The 21,242-nt window shown below is 65.7% G+C and carries 20 protein-coding genes and 1 pseudogene; 13 read left to right on the forward strand and 8 right to left on the reverse strand.

What is annotated here, in order from left to right:
* The 13 genes and pseudogenes from WCZ84_RS06300 to thpR all read left to right on the forward strand — a co-directional run.
* A partial coding sequence (locus tag WCZ84_RS06300; RefSeq protein ID WP_372685410.1) for a LuxR C-terminal-related transcriptional regulator occupies positions 1–1,041 on the forward strand: 1,041 nt, incomplete at its 5' end.
* A gap of 109 nt (positions 1,042–1,150) precedes the next feature.
* On the forward strand, positions 1,151–2,233 hold the full coding sequence (locus WCZ84_RS06305) for a TRAP transporter substrate-binding protein (protein WP_372685411.1): 1,083 nt from the start codon (positions 1,151–1,153) through the stop codon (positions 2,231–2,233).
* 1 nt (position 2,234) lies between these two features.
* Positions 2,235–3,545, forward strand: a complete 1,311-nt coding sequence (locus tag WCZ84_RS06310) for a TRAP transporter large permease (protein WP_372685412.1) — start codon at positions 2,235–2,237, stop codon at positions 3,543–3,545.
* A gap of 11 nt (positions 3,546–3,556) precedes the next feature.
* The gene (locus WCZ84_RS06315; protein WP_372685413.1) at positions 3,557–4,099 is read left to right on the forward strand and encodes a TRAP transporter small permease; all 543 of its coding nucleotides are present in this window, start codon (positions 3,557–3,559) and stop codon (positions 4,097–4,099) included.
* Between the two features lie 4 nt (positions 4,100–4,103).
* Positions 4,104–5,150, forward strand: coding sequence for a phosphotransferase family protein (locus WCZ84_RS06320; protein ID WP_372685414.1), 1,047 nt, complete (start codon positions 4,104–4,106; stop codon positions 5,148–5,150).
* Between the two features lie 25 nt (positions 5,151–5,175).
* On the forward strand, positions 5,176–6,423 hold the full coding sequence (locus WCZ84_RS06325) for an acyl-CoA dehydrogenase family protein (RefSeq protein ID WP_372685415.1): 1,248 nt from the start codon (positions 5,176–5,178) through the stop codon (positions 6,421–6,423).
* Between the two features lie 11 nt (positions 6,424–6,434).
* On the forward strand, positions 6,435–7,247 hold the full coding sequence (locus tag WCZ84_RS06330; protein WP_372685416.1) for an enoyl-CoA hydratase/isomerase family protein: 813 nt from the start codon (positions 6,435–6,437) through the stop codon (positions 7,245–7,247).
* A 26-nt stretch (positions 7,248–7,273) separates the two neighbouring features.
* The gene (locus WCZ84_RS06335; protein WP_372685417.1) at positions 7,274–8,254 is read left to right on the forward strand and encodes an NAD(P)H-dependent flavin oxidoreductase; all 981 of its coding nucleotides are present in this window, start codon (positions 7,274–7,276) and stop codon (positions 8,252–8,254) included.
* 101 nt (positions 8,255–8,355) lie between these two features.
* Positions 8,356–9,108, forward strand: a pseudogene (locus tag WCZ84_RS06340) (AMP-binding protein); the annotation flags it as partial.
* 61 nt (positions 9,109–9,169) lie between these two features.
* Positions 9,170–9,877, forward strand: coding sequence for a class I adenylate-forming enzyme family protein (locus WCZ84_RS06345; RefSeq protein ID WP_372685443.1), 708 nt, complete (start codon positions 9,170–9,172; stop codon positions 9,875–9,877).
* Positions 9,874–10,677 (forward strand): enoyl-CoA hydratase/isomerase family protein, encoded by an 804-nt coding sequence (locus tag WCZ84_RS06350; RefSeq protein WP_372685444.1) that lies wholly within the window; start codon positions 9,874–9,876, stop codon positions 10,675–10,677. The genes WCZ84_RS06345 and WCZ84_RS06350 overlap by 4 nt, the downstream gene beginning before the upstream one ends.
* 20 nt (positions 10,678–10,697) lie before the next feature.
* A complete protein-coding gene (locus tag WCZ84_RS06355; protein WP_372685418.1) occupies positions 10,698–11,690 on the forward strand; it encodes an NADPH:quinone oxidoreductase family protein in 993 nt (330 codons plus the stop codon).
* A 19-nt stretch (positions 11,691–11,709) separates the two neighbouring features.
* Positions 11,710–12,279, forward strand: coding sequence for an RNA 2',3'-cyclic phosphodiesterase (gene thpR / locus WCZ84_RS06360; protein ID WP_372685419.1), 570 nt, complete (start codon positions 11,710–11,712; stop codon positions 12,277–12,279).
* Between the two features lie 73 nt (positions 12,280–12,352).
* On the opposite strand, the gene WCZ84_RS06365 is transcribed toward thpR, so the two are convergent.
* The 8 genes from WCZ84_RS06365 to WCZ84_RS06400 all read right to left on the reverse strand — a co-directional run bounded on the left by WCZ84_RS06365 (position 12,353) and on the right by WCZ84_RS06400 (position 21,239).
* The gene (locus tag WCZ84_RS06365) at positions 12,353–13,369 is read right to left on the reverse strand and encodes a histone deacetylase family protein (RefSeq protein ID WP_372685420.1); all 1,017 of its coding nucleotides are present in this window, start codon (positions 13,367–13,369) and stop codon (positions 12,353–12,355) included.
* An 18-nt stretch (positions 13,370–13,387) separates the two neighbouring features.
* Positions 13,388–13,675, reverse strand: a complete 288-nt coding sequence (locus tag WCZ84_RS06370) for a cupin domain-containing protein (RefSeq protein WP_372685421.1) — start codon at positions 13,673–13,675, stop codon at positions 13,388–13,390.
* Positions 13,672–15,342 carry an ABC transporter ATP-binding protein gene (locus tag WCZ84_RS06375; protein WP_372685422.1) on the reverse strand — a complete coding sequence of 557 codons (1,671 nt, stop codon included), beginning with the start codon at positions 15,340–15,342 and terminating at the stop codon, positions 13,672–13,674. Before WCZ84_RS06375 ends, WCZ84_RS06370 begins: the two co-directional genes overlap by 4 nt.
* A gap of 9 nt (positions 15,343–15,351) precedes the next feature.
* Positions 15,352–16,191, reverse strand: coding sequence for an ABC transporter permease (locus WCZ84_RS06380; RefSeq protein WP_372685423.1), 840 nt, complete (start codon positions 16,189–16,191; stop codon positions 15,352–15,354).
* Positions 16,188–17,195, reverse strand: coding sequence for an ABC transporter permease (locus WCZ84_RS06385; RefSeq protein ID WP_372685424.1), 1,008 nt, complete (start codon positions 17,193–17,195; stop codon positions 16,188–16,190). The genes WCZ84_RS06380 and WCZ84_RS06385 overlap by 4 nt, the downstream gene beginning before the upstream one ends.
* 110 nt (positions 17,196–17,305) lie before the next feature.
* Positions 17,306–18,883 carry an ABC transporter substrate-binding protein gene (locus WCZ84_RS06390; protein WP_372685425.1) on the reverse strand — a complete coding sequence of 526 codons (1,578 nt, stop codon included), beginning with the start codon at positions 18,881–18,883 and terminating at the stop codon, positions 17,306–17,308.
* A gap of 232 nt (positions 18,884–19,115) precedes the next feature.
* Positions 19,116–20,375, reverse strand: coding sequence for a Zn-dependent hydrolase (locus WCZ84_RS06395; RefSeq protein ID WP_372685426.1), 1,260 nt, complete (start codon positions 20,373–20,375; stop codon positions 19,116–19,118).
* A gap of 84 nt (positions 20,376–20,459) precedes the next feature.
* Positions 20,460–21,239 (reverse strand): SDR family oxidoreductase, encoded by a 780-nt coding sequence (locus tag WCZ84_RS06400; protein ID WP_372685427.1) that lies wholly within the window; start codon positions 21,237–21,239, stop codon positions 20,460–20,462.
* Positions 21,240–21,242 lie beyond the last annotated feature (3 nt).

Raw genomic sequence — 21,242 nt, forward strand, 5'->3', positions numbered from 1 at the left:
CAGGCAGAGCCCATCTTGCGCGAAGCGCTGGCCCAGGCCGAAGCGGCGCTGGGCCCGTACAGCGAATCGGCTTGCAACGCGGCCGCCTATTTATCGGCTGTGCTGTATGAAACCAACGAGCTCGAGGCGCTCGATCGCCTCCTGGAGGGCCGGCTGGACACCATCGAGCGCGTCGTGCTGCCCGACGCGCTGGTCACCGTCACCCTGGCCTATGCCCGCCTGCGCTGCCAGGCAGGCAACCCGCTCGAAGCGCTGGAAAGCCTCGAACGCCTCGAGGACATGGCCTCGAGGCGGTCCCAGCACCGCCTGCTTGCGTTTGCGTTGCGGGAACGCTTGCGCTGCCTTCTGGTCATGCAAGACTGGCGCAGCGCCCACGACACCTTGCAGCAGCTGCTGTTGCTGGGTGGGCGGCATGCCGATGCGAACGGCGTCGTCAGCCGACGCATCCTGGGGCTGGCCCGGCAGGCAGAGGCACTGTATGACATGGCCACAGGCGACGACCAGGCCGCACTGGGCCCCTTGTTCAACCTGGAGGGTGCGCCTTCCTTTGGCCAGGACATCCACGGCGTGCGTCTACAGCAGGCTCTTCTGCTCGAGCGCCTGGGCCAGCCGCAGCGCGCACTGGAGATCCTCTATCCCACCCTGCTGCAGTGCCAGGCCCACGGTCTGGTACGCACGCTGCTGGACATGGGTGCGGCACTGCTGGGCCTGGCCCAGCGCTGCGCGCTGCATTATCGGGAACAGGATCCGCTGCTGGGCTACTATCTGGAACAGCTGGATGCGCAGGCCCGCCGCAGCGCCGACGCCCCTGCCATCCACCCGCCCACCCTCATCGAACCGCTGTCCGAGCGTGAACTCGACGTACTCGACGCGCTGTCCTACAGCATGTCGAACAAGCGCATTGCCCAGGTGCTGGGCGTATCGCCGGAAACCATCAAGTGGCACCTGCGCAATATCTACGGCAAACTGGGGGTCGCAGCCCGCGACGACGCCGTGGCCCGCGCGCGCGATCTCAAGCTGCTGAGCGACAGGATCCGCTGATCCGCCGACCCCGCGCCCGCCGACCTACCCGTTAGAGGGGGGGCATCTCTCCGGCGCGGACGATACCATCAGGCGCACCCCACTCAAAACAAACAACCGGAGACACATCATGCTCAAGCGCCTTGCCACAACCACTGCGGCTGCAGTCATCCTGGGCCTGGCCGGCCCGGCCCAGGCCACCGACCTGACCATTGCCGCCAGCCTGCCCGAAGTCCATTTCTGGGTAGGCAACTACCTGAATCCTTTTGCCGACGCGATGGAAAAGGAATCCGACATCGAATTTCAACGCTTCTACGCCGGCGCCCTGACCAGCGTCGGGCGCGAGCTCGATGCGCTGCAGGGCGGCACCATCGACGTCGCCGCCCCCCTGCTGGCCCCGTATCACGAAGGCCGGTTTGCACTCTCCGACGTGACCCAGCTGCCCACCTATGACACCACCTCGGTGATGGCCACCCGGGCATTCCAGAACCTGCTGGACTCGGACGCCAAGCTCAAGGACGGCAAGACCTTCTATGAATACGAAATAGCAGACAAGAACATCCACGCCTGGCCGCTGGGCGCAACGGGCGCCTATGCCATCTCGACCACCGGCAAGGCCCTGAAGTCTCCCGCAGACCTGCAAGGCATGCCGCTGCGCGCCGGCTCCGCGCTGCATACCATCGTGCTCACCGAGCTGGGCGCCACGCCGGTGACCATGCCTTCGGCCCAAGCCTATGAAGCCCTGTCGCGGGGCACCATCGACGGCATGGTCTCGTCGATCGGCGACTGGAAATCCTATTCGTTCCAGGAGCTGCTGAAATACACCATCACCGGCGTCTCTCTGGGTCACTGGGAAAGCTACCTGGCCACCACGGACGACGTCTGGAACAGCCTGTCGGAAGACGAACGGGCCACCTGGGACAAGGTCGCCCGCCAGACCGCGCTCGATAACGCCGCCGGTATCGACCGCCAGGATGAAGAAGTCAGGGCCGCAGCCGAAGCCGATGGCAGCGAATTCGTCGCGATCGGCGACCTGTCCGAAGCCATGCAGAACCATATCGCCAAGGCAGCCGCCGACACCTGGATCAAATGGATCGAGCAGACGGACGCCAAAGGCCACCCAGGCAAGGCGACCGCGCAGCTGTGGATGGATCTGATCACGGAACAAGGCGGCAAAGTGCCCGTAGGGGTTGCGGAATACCTGGCCAACTGAGATGGATCACTCCGTCATCCTCCTGCTGGTCGGGGGCTGGTTCACGCTGTTCCTGCTGCTCGGCCAGAACGTCTCCACGGTATTGCTGGGATCGGGTCTGGTGGGCATTGCCTTATGGACAGGGCCGCGCGTGTTCAATGGGATCATCGGCCCGGACATCTTTTTTACGGCGTCCATCTATTCCCTGTCCATCATCCCCCTGTACCTGGCCATGGCACAACTGCTGCTGCGTGGCGGAGTGATCATCGATCTGTTCCGGGTCGCCTATCGCCTGTCGGGCTACAAGCGCTTCCCGCTGGGCGTGGCGACCATCCTGACGGGCGGCCTGCTGGGCGCCGTCTGCGGCTCGGGCTCGGCGAGTGCCGCTGCCCTGGCCTCGCTGGCCGGAGACGAACTGGAGCGGGTCGGCTACACCCGGCGCTACGCCATCGGCCTGGCCGCCGTGTCGGGCTCGTTGTCGGCCATCATCCCGCCCAGCCTGATCGTCATCATTTACGGCTCGATCACCATGGTGTCCATCGGCCACCTGTTCATCGGGCTGATCATCCCCGGGCTGATCTGCATGGCCGTCTACATCGCCTGCCTGCTGTTCTACGCCGAAATCCGCCCAGGCGCACCCGACGGCATCCAGCCCGACGAAGACGAAGATCCCGCCCTGTTTCGCCGCAGCCTGCTGGCGTTCGGCTTCGTGATCGTACTGATGGTCGTGGTGTTCGGCGGCATCTACGGGGGCATCATCACGGTGGGCGAAGCCGGTGCCATCGGCGCCTTCACCGCCCTCGTCGGGATGGTTCTGATGCGTCGCATCACGCTGCGGGGAATCGCCCAGGCCTTGACCGACTCGGTGGTGGTCACGGGCATGCTGATGATGCTGGTGATCGGCGCCCAGATCCTGGCCCGCTTCCTGGCCTTTTCCCGCCTGCCCACCGAGCTCGTGCACCTGCTGCAGCCCTGGCTCGATTCGCCCACGCTCTTGCTGGTGTTCATCATGCTGCTGTTCTTTCTGGCGGGCATGATCCTCGAATCGGCCGCCGTGATCGTGCTGCTGGTGCCCATCCTGCTGCCTGTGCTGCAGGCCGCGCACGTCGACCTGCTCTGGTTCGGCGTCATGGCCTGCTTCATGATCTCGCTGGGGCTGCTGACGCCGCCGGTGGGGCTGTCGGTCTATGCGGCCGCCAGCGTGGTGCGCTACCCCGTGGGCGAAGTCTTCAGGCCGGCCCTGGTGTTTGCCGTGGCGGGCGCCCTGGTGGTCACGGTACTGATGCTGTTTTTTCCGGCCCTGGTCACCTGGCTGCCCAGCCAGATCCGCTGAAAGGAGGCCCCATGAGATTCTGGCACACTATTGATACGTTCGAGCGCCAGCTCACGGCCATCGGCGCGGGGCTTTCGCTGCTCGCCATGATTCTGATCACGGTACTCAGCGTAATCGGCCGCTACTGGCTGCAGACCGACCTGATTCCGGGCGCATACAACATGATCGAGCGTATCTCGTTTCCCTTGATCGTGTTCTGGGCCGTTCCCTATGCACACCGCAAGGGCACATTTCCGCGTTTCGACGCGCTCAGCAACAGCCTGGCCCCCGCCACGCGCCGCTGGGTGCAAGCCTTCGTGCTGCTCGTCGAACTGTTGATTCATGCGGTGATCATGTGGTATGTCATGCGCTATACCTGGAACAGCCTGATGCTCGGCCGCACCATGCAGATCGGCACGCAGTTCTGGCCCATATGGCCGGTTCTGGTCATGATGCCACTCGCCCTGGCCCTGCTGGTGCTCGAAATGTCGCGCCAGGTCGTCTGCGCCTTCAGGGGCCTGCCCACCGAGGCGCACCCGCAGCCCGAGGCTGATGTCGTCAACCCGATCCTGTAAAGCCATGACCCCGGACTCCGCTCCCTCCTCCCCGACACGACTGCCCTTCGACGCCGAACGCCTGGACCGCTTCATTCGCAGCCGGCTGTCGGGTCTGCAAGGCGACCTGCACGTCGATCCCATCCGCGGCGGGCAGTCGAACCCCACGTTCTTCCTGCATTACCGCAATCGATCCCTGGTGTTGCGCAAGCAGCCAGGGGGCGCGCTGCTGCCCTCGGCCCACGCCGTGGACCGCGAGTACCGGGTCATGGCCGCACTGGCGCGCACCGGCCTGCCCGTGCCCCCGGTCCTGCTGTATCACGCCGATGCCGACGTGCTGGACACCCCGTTCTACCTGATGGAAAAAGTGCCCGGCCGGGTCTTCTTTGCCAACGACCTGCCCGACATGGCGCCGGAGACCCGCCGGCAGATCTACCAGGCCATGGCCGATACGCTGGCGACCCTGCACCAGGTCGACTGGCAGGCGATCGGGCTGGCCGATTTCGGCCGCCCACACGGTTACTTCGAGCGCCAGATCCGGCGCTGGCAGAAACAATGGTCGATGACCGAAGGCGCCGACAACCCGGCACTCGACCGTCTGCTCGAATGGCTGCAGGCGCAGCCCTTCGAAGACGACGAAACCACGCTCACGCACGGCGACTACAAGCTGAACAACCTGCTCTTTCACCCGGTCGAACCGCGCGTGGTCGCCGTACTCGACTGGGAACTGTCCACGCTGGGACACCCGTTGGCCGACCTGGCCTTCAACACGATCGTCTGGCACACTCTGCCCCACGAGTACGGTGGCATCCGCGGGCTGGACCTCGCGGCGCTGGGCATCCCCGACGAAACCGAATATCTGCGGCACTACTATCGCCTGACCGGCCGCGACCAGCCGGCGCGGCAGGTGCAGCCACGCCACCTGGCCTTTGCGCTGATGCGCATGGCCGTGATTTTCGAAGGCATCGCGGCGCGCGCGCGAGCCGGCAATGCCGTGGCCGACGACGCCGCGACCATCGGCGCCATGGCAACGGCCATGACGCAACGCGGCCTCGAAGCGGCCGACCTCTGACCGAACCGCCCCCAAGGAGCCCCCCGTGGATTTCGATTACCCCCAGGAAACCCAGGCGATGCAGAACACCCTGCAACAGTTCATGCAACGCCACGTCTTGCCCCAATATGCCGCCTACGAAGCCCTGGCTGCGCAGGGCGAACATCCGCTGGCCATCCTCGAGCCCCTCAAGGCCAAAGCGCGCGAGGCCGGCCTCTGGAATCTGTTCCTGCCCGGCCTGAAAGACGATGAACCCGGCACGCGTCTGACCAATCTGCAGTATGCCCCCCTGGCCGAAATCATGGGCCGCATCCCCTGGGCGTCGGAAATATTCAACTGCAATGCGCCGGATACGGGCAACATGGAGCTGCTGCATCTGTTCGCCACCGAAGCGCAGCGCGAGCGCTGGCTCGAACCCCTGCTCCGGGGTGAAATCCGCTCGTGTTTTTCGATGACCGAACCCGATGTCGCCTCGTCGGACGCGACCAACATCTGCACCACGATACGGCGCGACGGCGACCACTACGTCGTCAATGGCCGCAAATGGTTCACGACCGGCGCCCTGCACCCGAATTGCCGCCTTGCCATCGTGATGGGCGTCAGCAACGAAGACCCCGATGCGCCCCGGCACCAGCGCCATTCGATGATCATCGTGCCGCTGGACACCCCGGGGGTCACCATCGAGCGCAACGTCGCCATCATGCATCATCACGCCACCGAAGGGCATTGCGAGATCAAATACACAGACGTCCGGGTACCGGTCGACGCCCTGCTGGGCCAGGAAAACGCCGGTTTTGCCTTGGCGCAGGCCCGCCTGGGGCCGGGGCGGGTGCATCACTGCATGCGCAGCATCGGCCAATGCGAGCTGGCGCTGGAACTCATGTGCGAGCGGGCCCTGAGCCGCAAGGCCTTCGGCAAGGCCCTGTCCGACTACGCCAACATACGCGACTGGATCGCCCAGTCGCGCGTCGAGATCGACCAGGCCCGCCTGCTGGTGCTGCGCGCAGCCTGGCGCATGGACACGCTCGGCAACAAAGCGGCGCACATCGACGTCTCGGCCATCAAGCTGGTGGCCGCCCGCCTGCAGACCCAGGTACTGGATCGCGCCATGCAGGTCTTTGGCGCCATGGGGGTGACCCCGGATACGCCCCTATCCTATCTGTGGTCCTGGGGCCGTGCGATGCGCTATTTCGATGGCCCGGACGAAGTCCACTTGCGCACCATCGCCCGCGACGAACTCGCCAGGGCGCGCCAATCGCTGGGCGCCACGGCCCCCTATTACCGCGTTTCCTGAGGTCGCCCGCCATGCCAACCACGTCCCATTCGGCAGATACCCACTCGGCATCCCCCCTGCGGTATGCCCTGGATGATCACGGCATCGCCCGGATCCGCTTCAACCGGCCTCAGGCCCTGAACGCCATCGACATCCCCATGGCGGACGCTTTCCTGCGGTGCTGCCGGGCGCTGGCCCAGGAAGCGCGGGTACGCGTGATCCACCTGAGCGGCACCGGACGCGCGTTCATGGCGGGCGGTGACGTGCAGGCCATGCGCACGGCACCCGAGGCCGTCGCCGCCGCCCTGATCCGCCACATGCACGACGCCTTGCGCATTCTGGCGGACCAGAATGCGCCTATCGTCTGTACCGTCCAGGGGGCCGTCGCGGGCGCCGGTCTGGGCGTGATGCTGAATGCAGACTTCGTGCTGGCGCAGCAAGACACCCGCTTCGGCGTGGCCTATCCGCTGATCGGCGCCAGCTGCGATTGCTCCACGTCGTGGCTGCTGCCCCGCATGGTGGGCCTGCGCAAGGCCACCGAGCTGGCTCTTCTCGGCGACATGATCGATGCCAATGAGGCGCTGCGCCTGGGTCTCGTCAACCAAGTGCTCGATGACGCCGCCCTGGCGCCCGCCACGGAACAGCTGCTGCTGCGCCTGGCACAGGGCCCCACGGTCGCCTACGGGCGCATGCGCCACCTGCTGCGCACGGCCCTGCAACACGACCTCGACGCGCATCTCGACAGCGAGGCCACCGGCTTCATCACGTGCACCACCACGCAAGACTTCCGCGAAGGGGTGGACGCCTTTCTCGAAAAACGCCCACCGCAATTCCAGGGCGCCTGAGCCGAACCCCAAGGAGAATAGAACCCATGAAGACCCGCATCACCGACCTGCTGGGCATCCGCTACCCCATCATTCAGGGCGGCATGCAATGGGTAGGCACCACCGAGCTGGCCGCAGCCGTCTCCAACGCAGGGGGCCTGGGCATCCTCACGGCGCTGACGCAGCCCAGTCCCGAGCATCTGGCGCGCGAGATCGCACGTTGCCGCGAACACACCGATCAGCCGTTCGGGGTCAATCTCACCATTTTGCCCACCACCAAGGCGCCGCCTTACGAAGCCTATCTGGATGCGATCCTGGACAGCGGGGTGCGCATCCTCGAGACGGCGGGCAACCATCCCGTGGCCCTGACAGAGAAGGCCCGGCGCGCAGGCGCCCGCATCGTCCACAAATGCACCAGCGTGCGTCACGCCCTGTCGGCCGAGCGCCGCGGGGTGGACGCCATCAGCATCGACGGTTTCGAGTGCGCCGGCCATCCGGGCGAAGACGACATCCCGGGGCTGATTCTGATCCCGCTGGCCACCCGCGCGCTGCGCATCCCGGTGATTGCGTCGGGCGGCATGGTCGACGGCCGCAGCATGGCCGCGGCGTTCGCCCTGGGCGCCGAAGGCATCAACATGGGCACGCGGTTTTGCGCTACGCTGGAAGCACCGATCCACGAGAACATCAAGCAGGCGCTGGTCAATGCCACCGAGCAGGAAACCCAGTTGATTTTCCGCAGTTTCCGCAACACGGGCCGGGTCCTGAAAAACACGGTCTCCGACCAGGTCGTAGCACTGGAGAACCGGCCGGGCGGCTGCGAATTCGCGGACATTCACCCGCTGGTCAGCGGCCAACGGGGGCGCGACGCCCTGTCGAGCGGCGATCTGGATGCCGGGCTGGTCTGGGCCGGGCAGGTCATCGGCCTGATCGACGACATCCCCAGCTGCGAGACGCTGATCCAACGCATCGTGGCCGACTGCCGGGCCGCGCTGCGGCAAGCCAGCCGGCTGGCCGACCCGGCGCCCTGAAACCCTACGGAGGCTGATTCATGTTGGCAACACGCAGAGAACAGCATTTTGGTCAGCGCGTGATCCTCTGCTTTCAGGACCGCCCGGCGAACCTGAACGACATGCGGCAGGCCGCGGCAGGCCGACACCCCGCACAAGACGCGTTGGTGCACGGCAACCAGCGGCTCAGCTGGCAGCAGTTCGATGACCACGTCATGCGCGTGGCCGCCGGGCTGCAGGCGCTGGGGGTCGGCGCGGGCGACCGGGTCGCGCTGTTGCTGTCGAACCGGCCGGAGTTCGTGCTGGCCTGTTATGCCGCCTGGGCACTGGGCGCGGCCGTGGTGCCCCTGAACATCCGCGAGCAGATGCCCGGCATCCGCTACATCCTGCAAGACTGCGAGGCCCGGCTGCTGATCCATGACGCCGAACTGCACACGCTGGTGCCGCCGGCCGAAGACACACCGGCGCTACAGCACCGGGTCCACACGGACACCCTGGCGGGCGGCGCCACACCCTGGTCTTCTTTGGTGCGGCACGCGCCGCTGCCTGCCTGTGCACCGGTGGCGGAAGAAGACATGGCGGCCATCCTGTACACGTCGGGCACCACCGGCTTTCCAAAAGGGGCGATCCTGACGCACTTCAGCATCGTGCACTCCGTCATGAACTATACCCAAGTTCTGCGGCTGGACGGGCCGGTCCGCGGGGCGGCCCTGGTGCCGCTCAGCCACGTCACGGGCCTGGTGGCCCTGATGGCCGTCGTGCTGGGCCTGGGGGGCACACTGATCATCGCCCCCCGGTTCAAGGCGGCCGAGTTCCTGGCGCTGGCCGAGCAAGAGCGCATGACCTACACCCTCATGGTGCCCGCCATGTATCGCCTGTGCCTGCTCCAGGACGACTACCAGCGCCACGACCTGTCTGCCTGGACCGTCGGCGGCTTTGGCGGCGCCCCCATGCCCCCCCGAAGTCCTCGACCAACTGCACCAGTGGCTGCCCGATCTGCGCCTGTCCAACTGCTACGGCGCCACCGAGACCACCTCGCCCGTCACCGTCATGCCGGCCCATCTCACGCACGACCACCTGGACAGCGTGGGCCCGCCACTGCCGGTGGCCGAAGTCCTCATCATGGACCCACAAGGCCGCGAACTGCCGCGCGGCGAGGTCGGCGAACTCTGGCTCAAGGGCCCCATGGTGGTCGAAGGCTACTGGCGCAATGCCAAGGCAACCGCAGACAATTTCATCGGCGGCTATTGGCGCAGCGGCGACGTCGGCTACATGGACGCGCAAGGCCTCGTGTACGTCAAGGATCGCTACAAGGATCTGATCAACCGGGGCGGCTACAAAATCTACAGCGTGGAAGTCGAGAACTGCCTCAGCGAGCATCCCGACGTGGTCGAGGCCGCCGTCGTCGGCACCCCCTGCCCCGTACTGGGGGAGCGGGTCCACGCCTTCGTCGTGCCGCGCGCCGGATCCGGCCTGTCCGCCGACGCCCTGCAGGCCTTCTGCGCCGAACGCCTGGCCGATTACAAGGTGCCAGAAACATTCACCCTCGAGACGGACCCCTTGCCGCGCAATGCCAACGGCAAACTGCTCAAGCGCCACCTGCGCGAGCGGGTCCGCCCAGCCGACCCGAAGGCGAACGCATGACCGACACCATCATCACCGAAACCCTGGCGCCCGGCCTGGCGCGCATCCGTATCCAACGGCCCCAACAACGCAATGCCTTGCGGGTGGCCGACGCCCGGGCGCTGCATCGCGCGCTGGACCGCGTGCTGGCGGACCCGAGCCTGCGCGTGCTGATTCTCACGGGCGAAGGGCCCGCCTTCTGCGCGGGGCTCGACCTGAAATCCCTGCTCGACGAACAGGGCCGCTATGCGCCAGACCCCGCCGAAGCCATGGCGCTGCAGCTGTGCTTCGCGGGGCTGATCGCGCGCCTGCGCGAATCCGGCACGATCGTGGTGGCAGCCATTCATGGCCCTGCCGTAGGCGCTGGCATGGGTCTGGCGTTGGCCGCAGACATACGCCTGGCCACGCCCGAGGCCAGTTTTCATATCGGTGCCGTCAAGCTGGGTCTGACGGCCGGCGAATGTGGCATCAGCTACCACCTGCCGCGCCTGATCGGTGCGGGGCGCGCCGCCGACATCATGCTCACCGGCCGCCCGGTATCGGCCCAGGAAGCGCTGGACATCGGCCTAGTCTCCGCATTATGCCCGCAAGAGGCCCTGCACGAAGCAGCCACTGCGCGCGCCGCCGACATCCTGGCCCTGCCGCCCTACGCCAGCGCACACAGCAAGCGCGTGTTCTGGCAAAATCTAGAGGCCGGCAGCCTGCAGGCCGGCCTGGAGCTCGAAAACCACGCCCAGGTGCTGGGCCTGATGACCGCCGACTTCCAAGAGGCCGCCCAGGCTTTTGCGCAAAAGCGCGCGCCGGTCTTCTCGACGTCCTGAACCCTTTCCCCGGAGTCCCGATGCAAGCGCTCGTCTGTCACCAATATGGCCCCCCCTCGACCCTGGTTCTGCAAGAGCGCCCCACGCCCGAGCTGCAGCCGGACCAGGTGCTGGTCGATGTCCTCGCCGCCGGGATCAACTACCCCGATACGCTGATCATCGAGAACCGCTACCAATTCAAGCCCACCCTGCCCTTCAGCCCCGGGGGCGAGTTTGCCGGGCGCATCCGCGCGGTGGGCGCACAGGTCGGCGGATTTGAACCGGGTCAGGCGGTCCTGGGCTTTTGCGGATGGGGCGCATTTGCCGAACAGATTGCCGTACCGGCCCAGGACCTTTTCAAGGTCCCCGAGGGGCTGCCCTTCGACGTCGCCGGATCCCTGCTACTGACGTACGGCACCGCCTATCATGCGCTGGTCGATCGTGCCCAACTGCAACCCGGCGAGACGGTACTCATCCTCGGCGCCTCGGGCGGCCTGGGCAGCGCCCTGACCGAACTCGCCAAGGCGCTCGGCGCGCGCGTGATCGCAGCGGCGTCCAGCCCGGAAAAACTACAGGCATGCCGTGCCAATGGGGCCGACGAGGTCATCGACTACCAGCAGGAAGACCTGCGCGCACGGCTCAAAGAGCTGACGTCGGGGCGCGGCGTGGACGTTGTCTGCGACCCGGTCGGCGGCCCCCTGAGCGAAGCCGCACTGCGCAGTACGGCGTGGCGTGGGCGGTTTCTGGTCATCGGCTTTGCCAGCGGCGAGATCCCCCGTATCGCGCTGAACCTGACCCTGCTCAAAGGCTGCGCGGTGGTGGGCGTATTCTGGGGCGATTACGTGAAGCGCGAACGTGCGGCGGCCCAGGCCGACGTCGACGTGCTCGCAGAATGGGTTCGGGCGGGCCGCATCCGGCCGGCCATCACACGCCGCCTGACGCTCGCGGAAATCCCCGCTGCGCTCGAAGCGATGCAACGACGCCAGGTGGTGGGCAAATGGGTCGTCCTTCCTGCCGGGCCAGCGGCATCCTGACCCGCCCCCTGGCCGTCCCATGAACGCAGCCTCCGGCCAGGAACCTGTCCGCCGCCTGTTCTTCGCCTTGTGGCCCGACGCGGACACGGCCGGGGTCTTGCAGGCCCGGGCGCAACAGGCACATGATGCCTGCGGCGGGCGCGTCATGCGCCTGGATACCCTGCACCTGACACTGGCCTTCCTGGGCGCCGTCGGCGGGCGCAGGATCCCGGCGCTGCGGGCCCTGTTGTCGGCGGGCGAGCGGTTCGGCGGCACGCTGGTGCTGGATCGCTTCGGCTATTTCAGGGGGCCGCGCATCGTCTGGGCGGGGTCGTCGGCGCCGGTATCCTGGCTGCACACCCTGCATGAGCGCCTCTGGGCCGACATCGAACCCATTGGGCTGGCCCGGCCCGCCGAACGCTTTCGACCCCACATATCCTTGTTGCGCAAGGTGGCGCATGGCACGCTGCCGCCCTGGCCTGCAGGCGGCGCCATCATCTGGCGCGCCCAGCGGCTGGTGCTGGTGGCTTCGACGTCGCAAGCCACGGGCGCCTGCTACGAAGTGCTGGGCGAACAGCGGCTGCCCATGACCCCGGAACCTGGGCGTTAAGCCCGCGCGCGCGTTGCGCCAGCGGGCCGGCCAGCGCCCGAAGCCACGGCCCGGATCGGCCTGTGCGGCCCCCTCAGCCCAGGAACCCCCCAAAGAAGCAGCCCAGGTTGTGATCCAGCGTATCGATGTGATAGCCGCCTTCCTGAACGATCAAGGTGGGCAGGTCCAGGCTTTGGATCTGCCGCCCCAACTGCTCGAAGCCCGCAGAGCTGACGGCGACCTTCGCCTGAGGGTCTTCGTGGTAGATGTCGAAACCCAGGGCCAGCACCAGGACATCCGGTTCGTAGATGCGGATGGCACTGAACGCCTGCTCGAGGCGATCGAAGAACACGCCCTCGGGCGAACCATGGGGCATGGGCAGATTCAGGTTGTACCCCCCGCCCGCCCCGACGCCACGCTCATTTTCGAAGCCGCAGACGACCGGGTAGAAATTGGTGGGATCCCCATGGATCGAGATGTAGAACACGTCGGCCCGGCCGTAGAAGATCTCTTGGATGCCCTGGCCATGGTGCATGTCGGTATCCAGCACCATGACCCGCGTGTATTGGTCGCGCAGGACCTGCGCCGCCATGGCGCTGCTGTTCAGGTAGCAGAACCCGCCCGCGCCATCGGCCCGGGCGTGGTGCCCCGGCGGACGGCACAGGGCATAGGCATGCCGGCTGCCGGAAAGCAGCGCGTGCGCACCGGCAATGGCCGATTGGGCCGACCCATACGCCGCCCGCCAGGTGTGCTCGCCGATGGGGCAGCTGCCGTCGGCCAGAAACCGGCCCGCTTCGGCGAGGATCCCGCGCAGGGCGTTGCCCTGGCGCACGAAGACGTTGGACATGACCTCGTCACCCCAGTCTTCCGGCACCGCATGCCAGCGCCGGTAGGCCGATTCGAGAAACCGCAGGTAGGCGATGTCATGCACGGCCAGTAAAGGCCTGCTGCCATGATCCTTGGGGGTGCGCACGGGAAAACCCAGTGTCTTGACGCCTTCGAGCAGGCGCTCGGCCCTGGACGGAATTTCTTGTGGCGTGCGCATCTGGCCGCGCGAAAAATAGCTTTGTGGCCGGTGCAGCAGCTGATCGGGATGAAAATAAGTATCCATGGTCCAGCCTTGGTTCGTTCACTTGATTTCGATTTCGATGAAGGCCACTTCGACGTCGCTTTCATTGATGACGTTGTGCTCGATGCCCGCCGCCCGCGCATAGGGCTGCTCGGCTGTCAGCGGCGAGGGCGTGCGCTGGCCGTCGCGGGTGTCGATCTGCAGGATGCCCGTGATGACCGGCACCACCACGTAATCGAGCTCGTGGCGATGCCAACCGGTTTCGGAGCCTGGCGGAAACGTCCAGCGCGTGACCCGCGTGAACTCGTTGTCGATGTGTACGGTCGGTACGGCCTGGGTTCGTTTCATGACTCGCCTCCTGGGGTGATGACGCTGAGGTCGGGATCCCAGTCTTTCCCGGGAATCGCGGCAATCAGCTCTTGCGTATAGGGGTCTGACGGATGGTCAAAAATTTGTGCGGGCTCGCCGTACTCGGCAAAAGCCCCGCGGTGCATGACGGCGACGCGGTCGCAGACCTGGGCCGCCACGCGCAAGTCGTGGGTAATGAATATCATGGCGATGTTCAGGCGCCGCTGGATGGCGCGCAGAAGTTCGAGCACCTGCGCCTGCACCGAGACGTCGAGCGCAGAAACGGATTCGTCGGCCACGATCACCTTGGGATCCAGCGCCAGCGCGCGCGCAATACCGACCCGCTGGCGCTGCCCGCCAGAAAACTGGTTCGGATAGCGATCGAAGGCGGAGCGATCGAGCCCGACCATGTCGAGCAGCTGATAGGCGCGCTGTTGCGCCTCGCGACGGCTCATGCCGTTCGCAACCGGGCCATCGCTGATGATCTTGCCCACCGTGTGGCGCGGATTGAGCGAGGAAAACGGATCCTGGAAAATCATTTGTATCGATTTGCGCAGCGGCCTGAGCTGCCTTTGCGACATTTTCGTGAGGTCGTGGCCATCGAACAGGATCTCGCCGCCATCGACGTGGATCAGGCGCAGCAGGCACTTGCCGATGGTGGATTTCCCGGATCCCGACTCGCCCACGATGCCCAGCGTCTCGCCCGCCTGGACCTGGAAGCTCACGCCGCTGACTGCGTGCACCTCGCGGCCGCTGGAAAACAGCCCTTTGCGGCCCATGCGGTACGTCTTGCGCAGATTGCGGACCTCGAGCAGCGGCGGCTCGCCCGATGCGGCGGCGGCCTGGGCGCGCGCACGCCGCCGCGGCACGGCCGCGATCAGGCGGCGGGTATAGGGCTCTTGTGGCTGGTTCAGCACCTGTGCGGCGGGCCCCTGTTCGACCAGCCGGCCTTTTTCCATGACCACCACCCGATCGGCGATCTCGGCCACCACGCCGAAATCGTGCGTGATGAACAGCACCCCCATGCCCTTCTGGCGCTGGATGTCGCTGATCAGGGCCAGGATCTGCGCCTGGGTGGTGACGTCCAACGCCGTGGTGGGTTCATCGGCGATCAACAGCGCGGGCTCGAGGGCCAGGGCCATGGCGATCATCACGCGCTGGCGCTGCCCGCCCGAGAGGGCGAACGGATACGCCTGGCCAAGCGAGGCGGGATCCGGCAGCCCCACGAAATTGAGCAGTTCGAGCACCCGCCGGTTGCGCTCTTCGCCGGGGTACCGATGGTGGGTGCTCATGACCTCGGCAATCTGCCGGCCGACCTTCATGACCGGGTTCAACGCCGAGAGCGGTTCCTGGAAGATCATGGCGACGTCTTTGCCACGCATCCCGCGAACGGTGTCTTCAGGCAGCTTGAGCAGATCGCGCCCCTGAAAGAAGATCTCGCCCGCCTGCGGCACCAGGTAATCCGGCAGCAGGCCCATGATGGTATTGGCCGTCATGGACTTGCCCGACCCGGATTCGCCCACGACGCAGACGATTTCACGCGGTTCGACATCGAAGGAAATATCGCGGATCGCATACGGGCGGTCGCCGCCCCGCGGCAGCGGGATCGTCAGGCCCCGGACGGACAGCAGCGCGTTCGCAGGATGATCGGAATCGCGTACGGACACATCGGGCTCCTATTCGTTGGGGCGGCGCAGATGCGGATTGAGCGCATCGCTGAGCCCGCCCCCGATCAGGTTGATGGAGAGCACCGTGAGCAGGATCGCCACACCGGGCCAGACGATCATCCACCAGGCCTGCTGGATCATGGTGCGCGCGGCGCCGATCATGAACCCCCAGCTCATGAGATTGCGATCCCCCAGGCCCAGAAACGACAGGGCCGCTTCGGTGAGGATGGCCGTCGCCACCATGAACGAGGTGGACACGATGATGGGCGACATCGCATTGGGCAGGATCTGCGACCCGATGATGCGCCCGGGATGCTGGCCGATCACGATGGCCGCCTGCACGAATTCGCGCTGCTTGAGCGACAGAAATTCGCCGCGCACCAGGCGGGCCGCCGGCGGCCAGGCCACCAGGGCGATGGCGGCGAGTATCGAATAAATGCTCGGGCTCAGCACGGCCACCAGGACCACCGCCATGGCCAGCTGCGGAATCGTCTGGAAGAATTCGGTCAGACGCATGAGAAAGTCATCGATGCGGCCGCCGTAATAGCCGGCGATCGAACCGACCAGAATCCCCACCAGCAGGGCAATGACCGTGGATACGATACCCACCAGCAACGAAACCTGGGCCCCCCAGGCCAGCCCGGCGGCGATGTCACGGCCCAGCATGTCGGTGCCGAACGGGTAGTCGGGGTCGGTGAACGGCGGAATGAGCGGGTCGGCCACCATCATCCAGGGGGAGCCGGGATACAGGATGGGCGCCACCAGCGCCAGCACCACCACCAGCAAGAGGATGATCGTGCCGGCCAGAGCGCCGTAATTGCGCGCAAAGCGCCACAGGAACCCGCTCATTGGGCGCCTCCGGGCTGTGCGCCGGCCGCGATGCGCGGATCCACGAACCGGTAGACGACGTCGGTGAGCAGATTGAACACGACGACCATGATGGACGTCACCAGGAACACCCCGAGCAGCAGTTGGTAGTCACGTTGCAGCAGGGCATCGAACATGAGGCGCCCGATGCCGGGCCAGGCAAACACGGTTTCCGTGAGTACGGCGCCACCTGCCATCTGACCCAGTTGGATACCCGCAAAAGTGATGACGGGCAGCAGCGCATTGCGCAGCACGTGCCGACGGATGATGGTGTTGGGCGCCACCCCCTTGGCGCGCGCCGTCTTGACGAAATCCATGTTGATGACTTCGAGCATGGAGGCACGCGTGAGCATGACGTACATGGCCATGAAGAAGCAGCCCAAGGTAACGGTGGGCAGTACCAGGTGCAGGGCGATGTCCTGAACGTAGGCCCAGCCGGTGAAGCCTGCGCCGACGGTTTCCATGCCGAAGCCCGGCAGCCAGCCCAGCACCACCGAAAACAGCAGAATGGCCATGAGGGCCAGCCAGAACAGCGGCGTGGCATACAAGAGCAGCGACACCGCCATGACGGTGTTGTCGAGCCATCGCCTGCGCCGCCTGTAACGGGCATTGGCGGCCACGACGCCCAACAGCACCCCCAGCGTGACGGAAAACAGGAAGGCGCAGAACATCAACAGCAAGGTGGCCGGGATGCGCTGTGCGATCAGCGTGAGCACCGGCATGTTGTTGCGGTATGAATAGCCCAGATCGAGCCGTGCCACGCCGGACAGATAGACCCCGAGCTGCACCAGCACGGGCTTGTCGAGGCCGAATTCTTCGCGCAGCTGCTCGACGTAGGCGGGATCGCTGGCCCCCGACTGCCCGGCCAGGACGGCCGCCGGGTCTCCGGGTGCCAGCCGGATCAGGAAGAAATTGATGATCACGACACCCAGCACCACGATCAGTGCCTTGATGACCCTGGATGTCAGGAAACCGAGGAATTTCATGCCACCTGCCCCACGCCGAGACGACCCGATCGTGACCGGTGGTGTCGCCCGGCACCGCCCTGGGCGGTGGCGTGGGCGCGCCACCGGTCACGCGTCACGACAGCTGGATACTAGTTTTCGAAATGCACGTTGTCGAAACTTTCATTCAGGCCAATGGCCGTCGTGACCAGGTTCTTGATGTTGCTGCGATAGAGCGTAGCGAACTCCATGTCGACCAGGAACCCGTTGCCGACCTCTTCGACCAGTGTCTTCTGGATCTCGGAGTACAGTGCCTGCCGCTCTTTGGGATCGGTGGAGGCCGATGCCTTGGACCACAGCGTGTCGAGCGCAGGATTGTTGTAGCCCTGGGCGTTGGCGAAGGGCGAGCCCTTGACGATGTTCCGGGCCACGTACAAGCGTTCGACCCCCAGCGCGGGATCCCCATACTGATACGAATAGGTGGTGGTGATGTCGAAGTCCCAGTCGCCCGTACGGGCGGCCCAACCGCCGCCATCCGTCGATTGGAGATCGACCTTGAAGCCGAGCTGCTCGAGTGTCTGGCGGGTGTATTCGTCGAGACGATCCCAGGTGGAGCCATAGGGGAAGCTGAGCAGCCGGATGGTGTGGTCGGCCGGGTTGATGCCCGATTCCTTGATGAGTTCGCGCGCCTTCTTGGGATCGAATTTGTAAGGCGGCAGGTTCGGATCGTAATACAGTTCGGTGGGTACGAAGGGACCGTTGGCCACCTGCCCCAGGCCAAAGAAAATATTCTTCACGATGGCCTCGCGGTTCATCGCGTACATCATGGCCTGGCGCACCTTGACGTTGTCGAAGGGCGGCTTGCGCATGTTGAAGATGAGGTAGGCCAGCGGCGAGAACATTTCCCAGCCCTTGGTGGTGTACGTGACCCCGTCGATCTCGGACAGGCGCTTGATGTCGACGTTGTCGACGTCGCCGCCGTACAGGACGTCGATCCGGCCGTTCTGGAACGCCACGGCGCGAGAGGAGGAATCCGGGATGACGTTGAAGATGAGCTCATCCAGATAGGGCATGTCCGGCTTCCAGTAATGCGGATTCCTGACCAGGTGGATGAAGGAGCCGCGCTGCCACTCTTTGAACATGAACGGGCCCGTGCCGATCGGGTGCTGGTTGGCCGGGTTGGTCATGTAGTCTGTGCCTTCGTAGACATGCTTGGGCAGCATGGGCGCAAACCCGGGCTCGAACATCAGCATGACGGCGGGGAACGGCGCCTTCAGGTTGAGGCGCACCGTGAGATCGTCGATCTTGTCGACCGACTTCGCGTGCGTGTTGAGAATCGCCCGGGCGCGGGCGTGCACCTTGGGCAGCATGTCGGCCAGTGAGAAGACGACATCATCGGCCGTGAACGGATGGCCATCGTGCCACTTGACGCCCTCTTGGAGGTGGAAAGTGACGCTCAGGCCATCGGGGGCGACGTCCCATGACTTGGCCAGGCCGGGCCTGGGTTCGAGGTCGAACGTGTAGGTCAGCAGGCTTTGAAACATCTTGCCGCTGACATATTGCGTGGGGGCCTGCTGGTTGAAAGCCGCGATCAGAATGGGGGGCTCGGGCTGGATGATGAGCTGCAGTACTTTCTTGTTTTCAGCCTGGGCCCAGCTGGGCAGGGCGAGTTCCGTGGTGATCGCACCCATGGCCGAAGCGCCCGTGATCATGAATTTACGTCTGTCCATCGCTGTCTCCTTGTATTTTTGATGACCGTCGAAACGAAGGCCTGAGGCGTTTCCTGCACGGCAACCCACTACGATCAGCCGCCTGCCGGTTTTGATGCAAACTTGGATGGCCCGGCAGACACCCGCCCGACTACACCGCAGAATGACCTTTCAGCGTATGGACAAAAGGTCAGGTGGCCTGACCGATAATTTAAACACCTATGGATGCCGGTGCAACGATCCACATGGATTTCTAGGGTAAACCACAAGCCCCGGCACGCTCGAGCACGGCCCCCAGCAGCACATTGGCCCCCGCTTCCAGATGCGCGGGTTCGGCATATTCGGCCTCGTTGTGGCTGATCCCGTCCCGGCAGGGCACGAACACCATCGCGGTGGGCACGACCGTGGCCATATAAACGGCGTCGTGGCCCGCCCCAGTGACGATATCCCGGTGGCTGTAGCCGCGCGCCTGGGCCTGCGCACGCACCAAGCCGACCAGCCCGGCATCGAACGGCGTGGCCGGGAAGTTCCAGGTCTCGGCCAGGCTCACCTGCACCGGATAGCCCACCGTGTCGGGCAACTGCTCGCAGACACGCTTGAGTTCGGCGTCCATTTCGCCCAGGCGGGCCGGATCTTCATGACGCAGATCGACCGTAAAGCGCACCGTGCCTGGGATGACGTTGGGCGACCCCGGGCGGACCTCGACAATGCCGACGGTGCCACGCCCTTCAGGGGCATGGGCCCGCGCGATGTGGACCACGGCCTGCATCAGGTGCGTGGCCGCAAATAGGGCGTCGTGGCGCAAGTGCATGGGCGTGGGGCCGGCATGGGCTTCGCTGCCGGTGACGGTGACGTCATACCAGCGCAGCGCCAGCGAACCGGTCACGACCCCGATCACCTGGTTTTCGTCTTCCAGCACCGGGCCCTGTTCGATGTGGGCTTCGAAATAACTGTCGGGCAGCACGCCGGGCACGGGTATCGAACCGGCATAGCCCGAGCGGGCGAGTTCATCGCGCACCTTCTTGCCGTCGCGGCCCACCGTCTCGAGCGCGGACTCGAGCGCAATGGCCCCACAGAACACGCCTGAGCCCATCATGGCCGGCGCAAAACGCGCGCCTTCCTCGTTGGTCCAGATCATCAGCTCGAGGGGCGCCCGCGTCTGTACCCCCTGGTCATTGAGGGTGCGCATGACTTCGAGCCCGGCCATCACGCCATAGCAGCCATCGAAGCGCCCCCCTGTGGGCTGCGTATCGATGTGGCTGCCCATGGCGACTGGCTTGAGGTCTGGATCCTGCCCCGCGCGACGGCCGATGATGTTGCCGATCTGGTCGACGCGGATGTCCAGCCCGGCCTCTTTCATCCACCCGGTGACCAGATCCCGGCCTCGGGTGTCCAGATCCGTGAGCGCCAGGCGACAACTGCCCCCCTTGGCCGTGGGCCCGATGCGGGCCAGATCCATGAGCGATTGCCAGAGGCGGTCGCCATCGATGGTCAAAGTCATATTGCGTGTCATGGTGTCTCCTTGGTTCAGGCCTGCGCCCCCGGCACAGGCTGGGCGGCGCGCCTGGCGTGTGTCGGCCGGACGGCGCATCGACCCCTAGAATGTGCCCGGATAGGCACCGCCATCCAGAAGCAGGTTCTGGCCCGTGATGTAGCCCGCCCGCGGACTGCACAGAAACGCACAGGCATCGCCGAATTCGGCCGGGTCGCCGAAGCGGCGCGCCGGAATCGCCTTGAGCCGGTCATTCTGGACCGCATCGAGCGTGGCCCCAGTGTCTTCTGCCACGCGGCGCGCCGTTTCCAGCAGACGCACGGTGGCAAAGGCCCCGGGCAACAGGTTGTTGAGCGTGACGTTGTGCTGCGCCACCTGGCGCGCCAGCCCGGCGACGAAGCCGGTCAGGCCACTGCGCGCGCCATTGGACAGCCCCAGGATGTCGATGGGCATTTTCACGGCACTGGACGTAATGTTGACGATGCGGCCGAAACCGCGCCCGATCATGGGGTCGATCACCGACTGGATCAATGCGATCGGACTGACCATATTGTTGTTGAGGGCAGACATCCAATCGGCCTCGGTCCATTCGCGAAAATCGCCGGGCTTCGGCCCGCCGGCGTTGGTGACCAGGATGTCGGGCGCACCGGATGCCGCCAGCGCGGCCTGGCGGCCCGCTGCCGTCGTGATGTCGGCGGCCACCGCGCGGACATCGGCGGCACCCGCCTGGCGAATGCGCTCTGCCGCCTGGGCCAGCACGTCGGGGCGCCGTGCGACCAGGGTGACCACAGCCCCCTCGAGGGCCAGCGCCCGGGCGCAGGCAAAGCCCAGGCCCTGACTTGCGCCACACACCAACGCGATCTTGCCCTGCAATTGCAAATCCATCCG

This window comes from Castellaniella sp., from assembly GCF_041675725.1.
Taxonomy (GTDB): Bacteria; Pseudomonadota; Gammaproteobacteria; order Burkholderiales; family Burkholderiaceae_B; genus Castellaniella.

Coding starts and splice junctions, on each gene's coding strand:
- WCZ84_RS06305 (WP_372685411.1), top strand. CDS start 1,151: ATGCTCAAGCGCCTTGCCACAACCACTGCGGCTGCAGTCATCCTGGGC.
- WCZ84_RS06310 (WP_372685412.1), top strand. CDS start 2,235: ATGGATCACTCCGTCATCCTCCTGCTGGTCGGGGGCTGGTTCACGCTG.
- WCZ84_RS06315 (WP_372685413.1), top strand. CDS start 3,557: ATGAGATTCTGGCACACTATTGATACGTTCGAGCGCCAGCTCACGGCC.
- WCZ84_RS06320 (WP_372685414.1), top strand. CDS start 4,104: ATGACCCCGGACTCCGCTCCCTCCTCCCCGACACGACTGCCCTTCGAC.
- WCZ84_RS06330 (WP_372685416.1), top strand. CDS start 6,435: ATGCCAACCACGTCCCATTCGGCAGATACCCACTCGGCATCCCCCCTG.
- WCZ84_RS06335 (WP_372685417.1), top strand. CDS start 7,274: ATGAAGACCCGCATCACCGACCTGCTGGGCATCCGCTACCCCATCATT.
- WCZ84_RS06350 (WP_372685444.1), top strand. CDS start 9,874: ATGACCGACACCATCATCACCGAAACCCTGGCGCCCGGCCTGGCGCGC.
- WCZ84_RS06355 (WP_372685418.1), top strand. CDS start 10,698: ATGCAAGCGCTCGTCTGTCACCAATATGGCCCCCCCTCGACCCTGGTT.
- thpR (WP_372685419.1), top strand. CDS start 11,710: ATGAACGCAGCCTCCGGCCAGGAACCTGTCCGCCGCCTGTTCTTCGCC.
- WCZ84_RS06365 (WP_372685420.1), bottom strand. CDS start 13,369: ATGGATACTTATTTTCATCCCGATCAGCTGCTGCACCGGCCACAAAGC.
- WCZ84_RS06370 (WP_372685421.1), bottom strand. CDS start 13,675: ATGAAACGAACCCAGGCCGTACCGACCGTACACATCGACAACGAGTTC.
- WCZ84_RS06380 (WP_372685423.1), bottom strand. CDS start 16,191: ATGAGCGGGTTCCTGTGGCGCTTTGCGCGCAATTACGGCGCTCTGGCC.
- WCZ84_RS06385 (WP_372685424.1), bottom strand. CDS start 17,195: ATGAAATTCCTCGGTTTCCTGACATCCAGGGTCATCAAGGCACTGATC.
- WCZ84_RS06390 (WP_372685425.1), bottom strand. CDS start 18,883: ATGGACAGACGTAAATTCATGATCACGGGCGCTTCGGCCATGGGTGCG.
- WCZ84_RS06395 (WP_372685426.1), bottom strand. CDS start 20,375: ATGACACGCAATATGACTTTGACCATCGATGGCGACCGCCTCTGGCAA.
- WCZ84_RS06400 (WP_372685427.1), bottom strand. CDS start 21,239: ATGGATTTGCAATTGCAGGGCAAGATCGCGTTGGTGTGTGGCGCAAGT.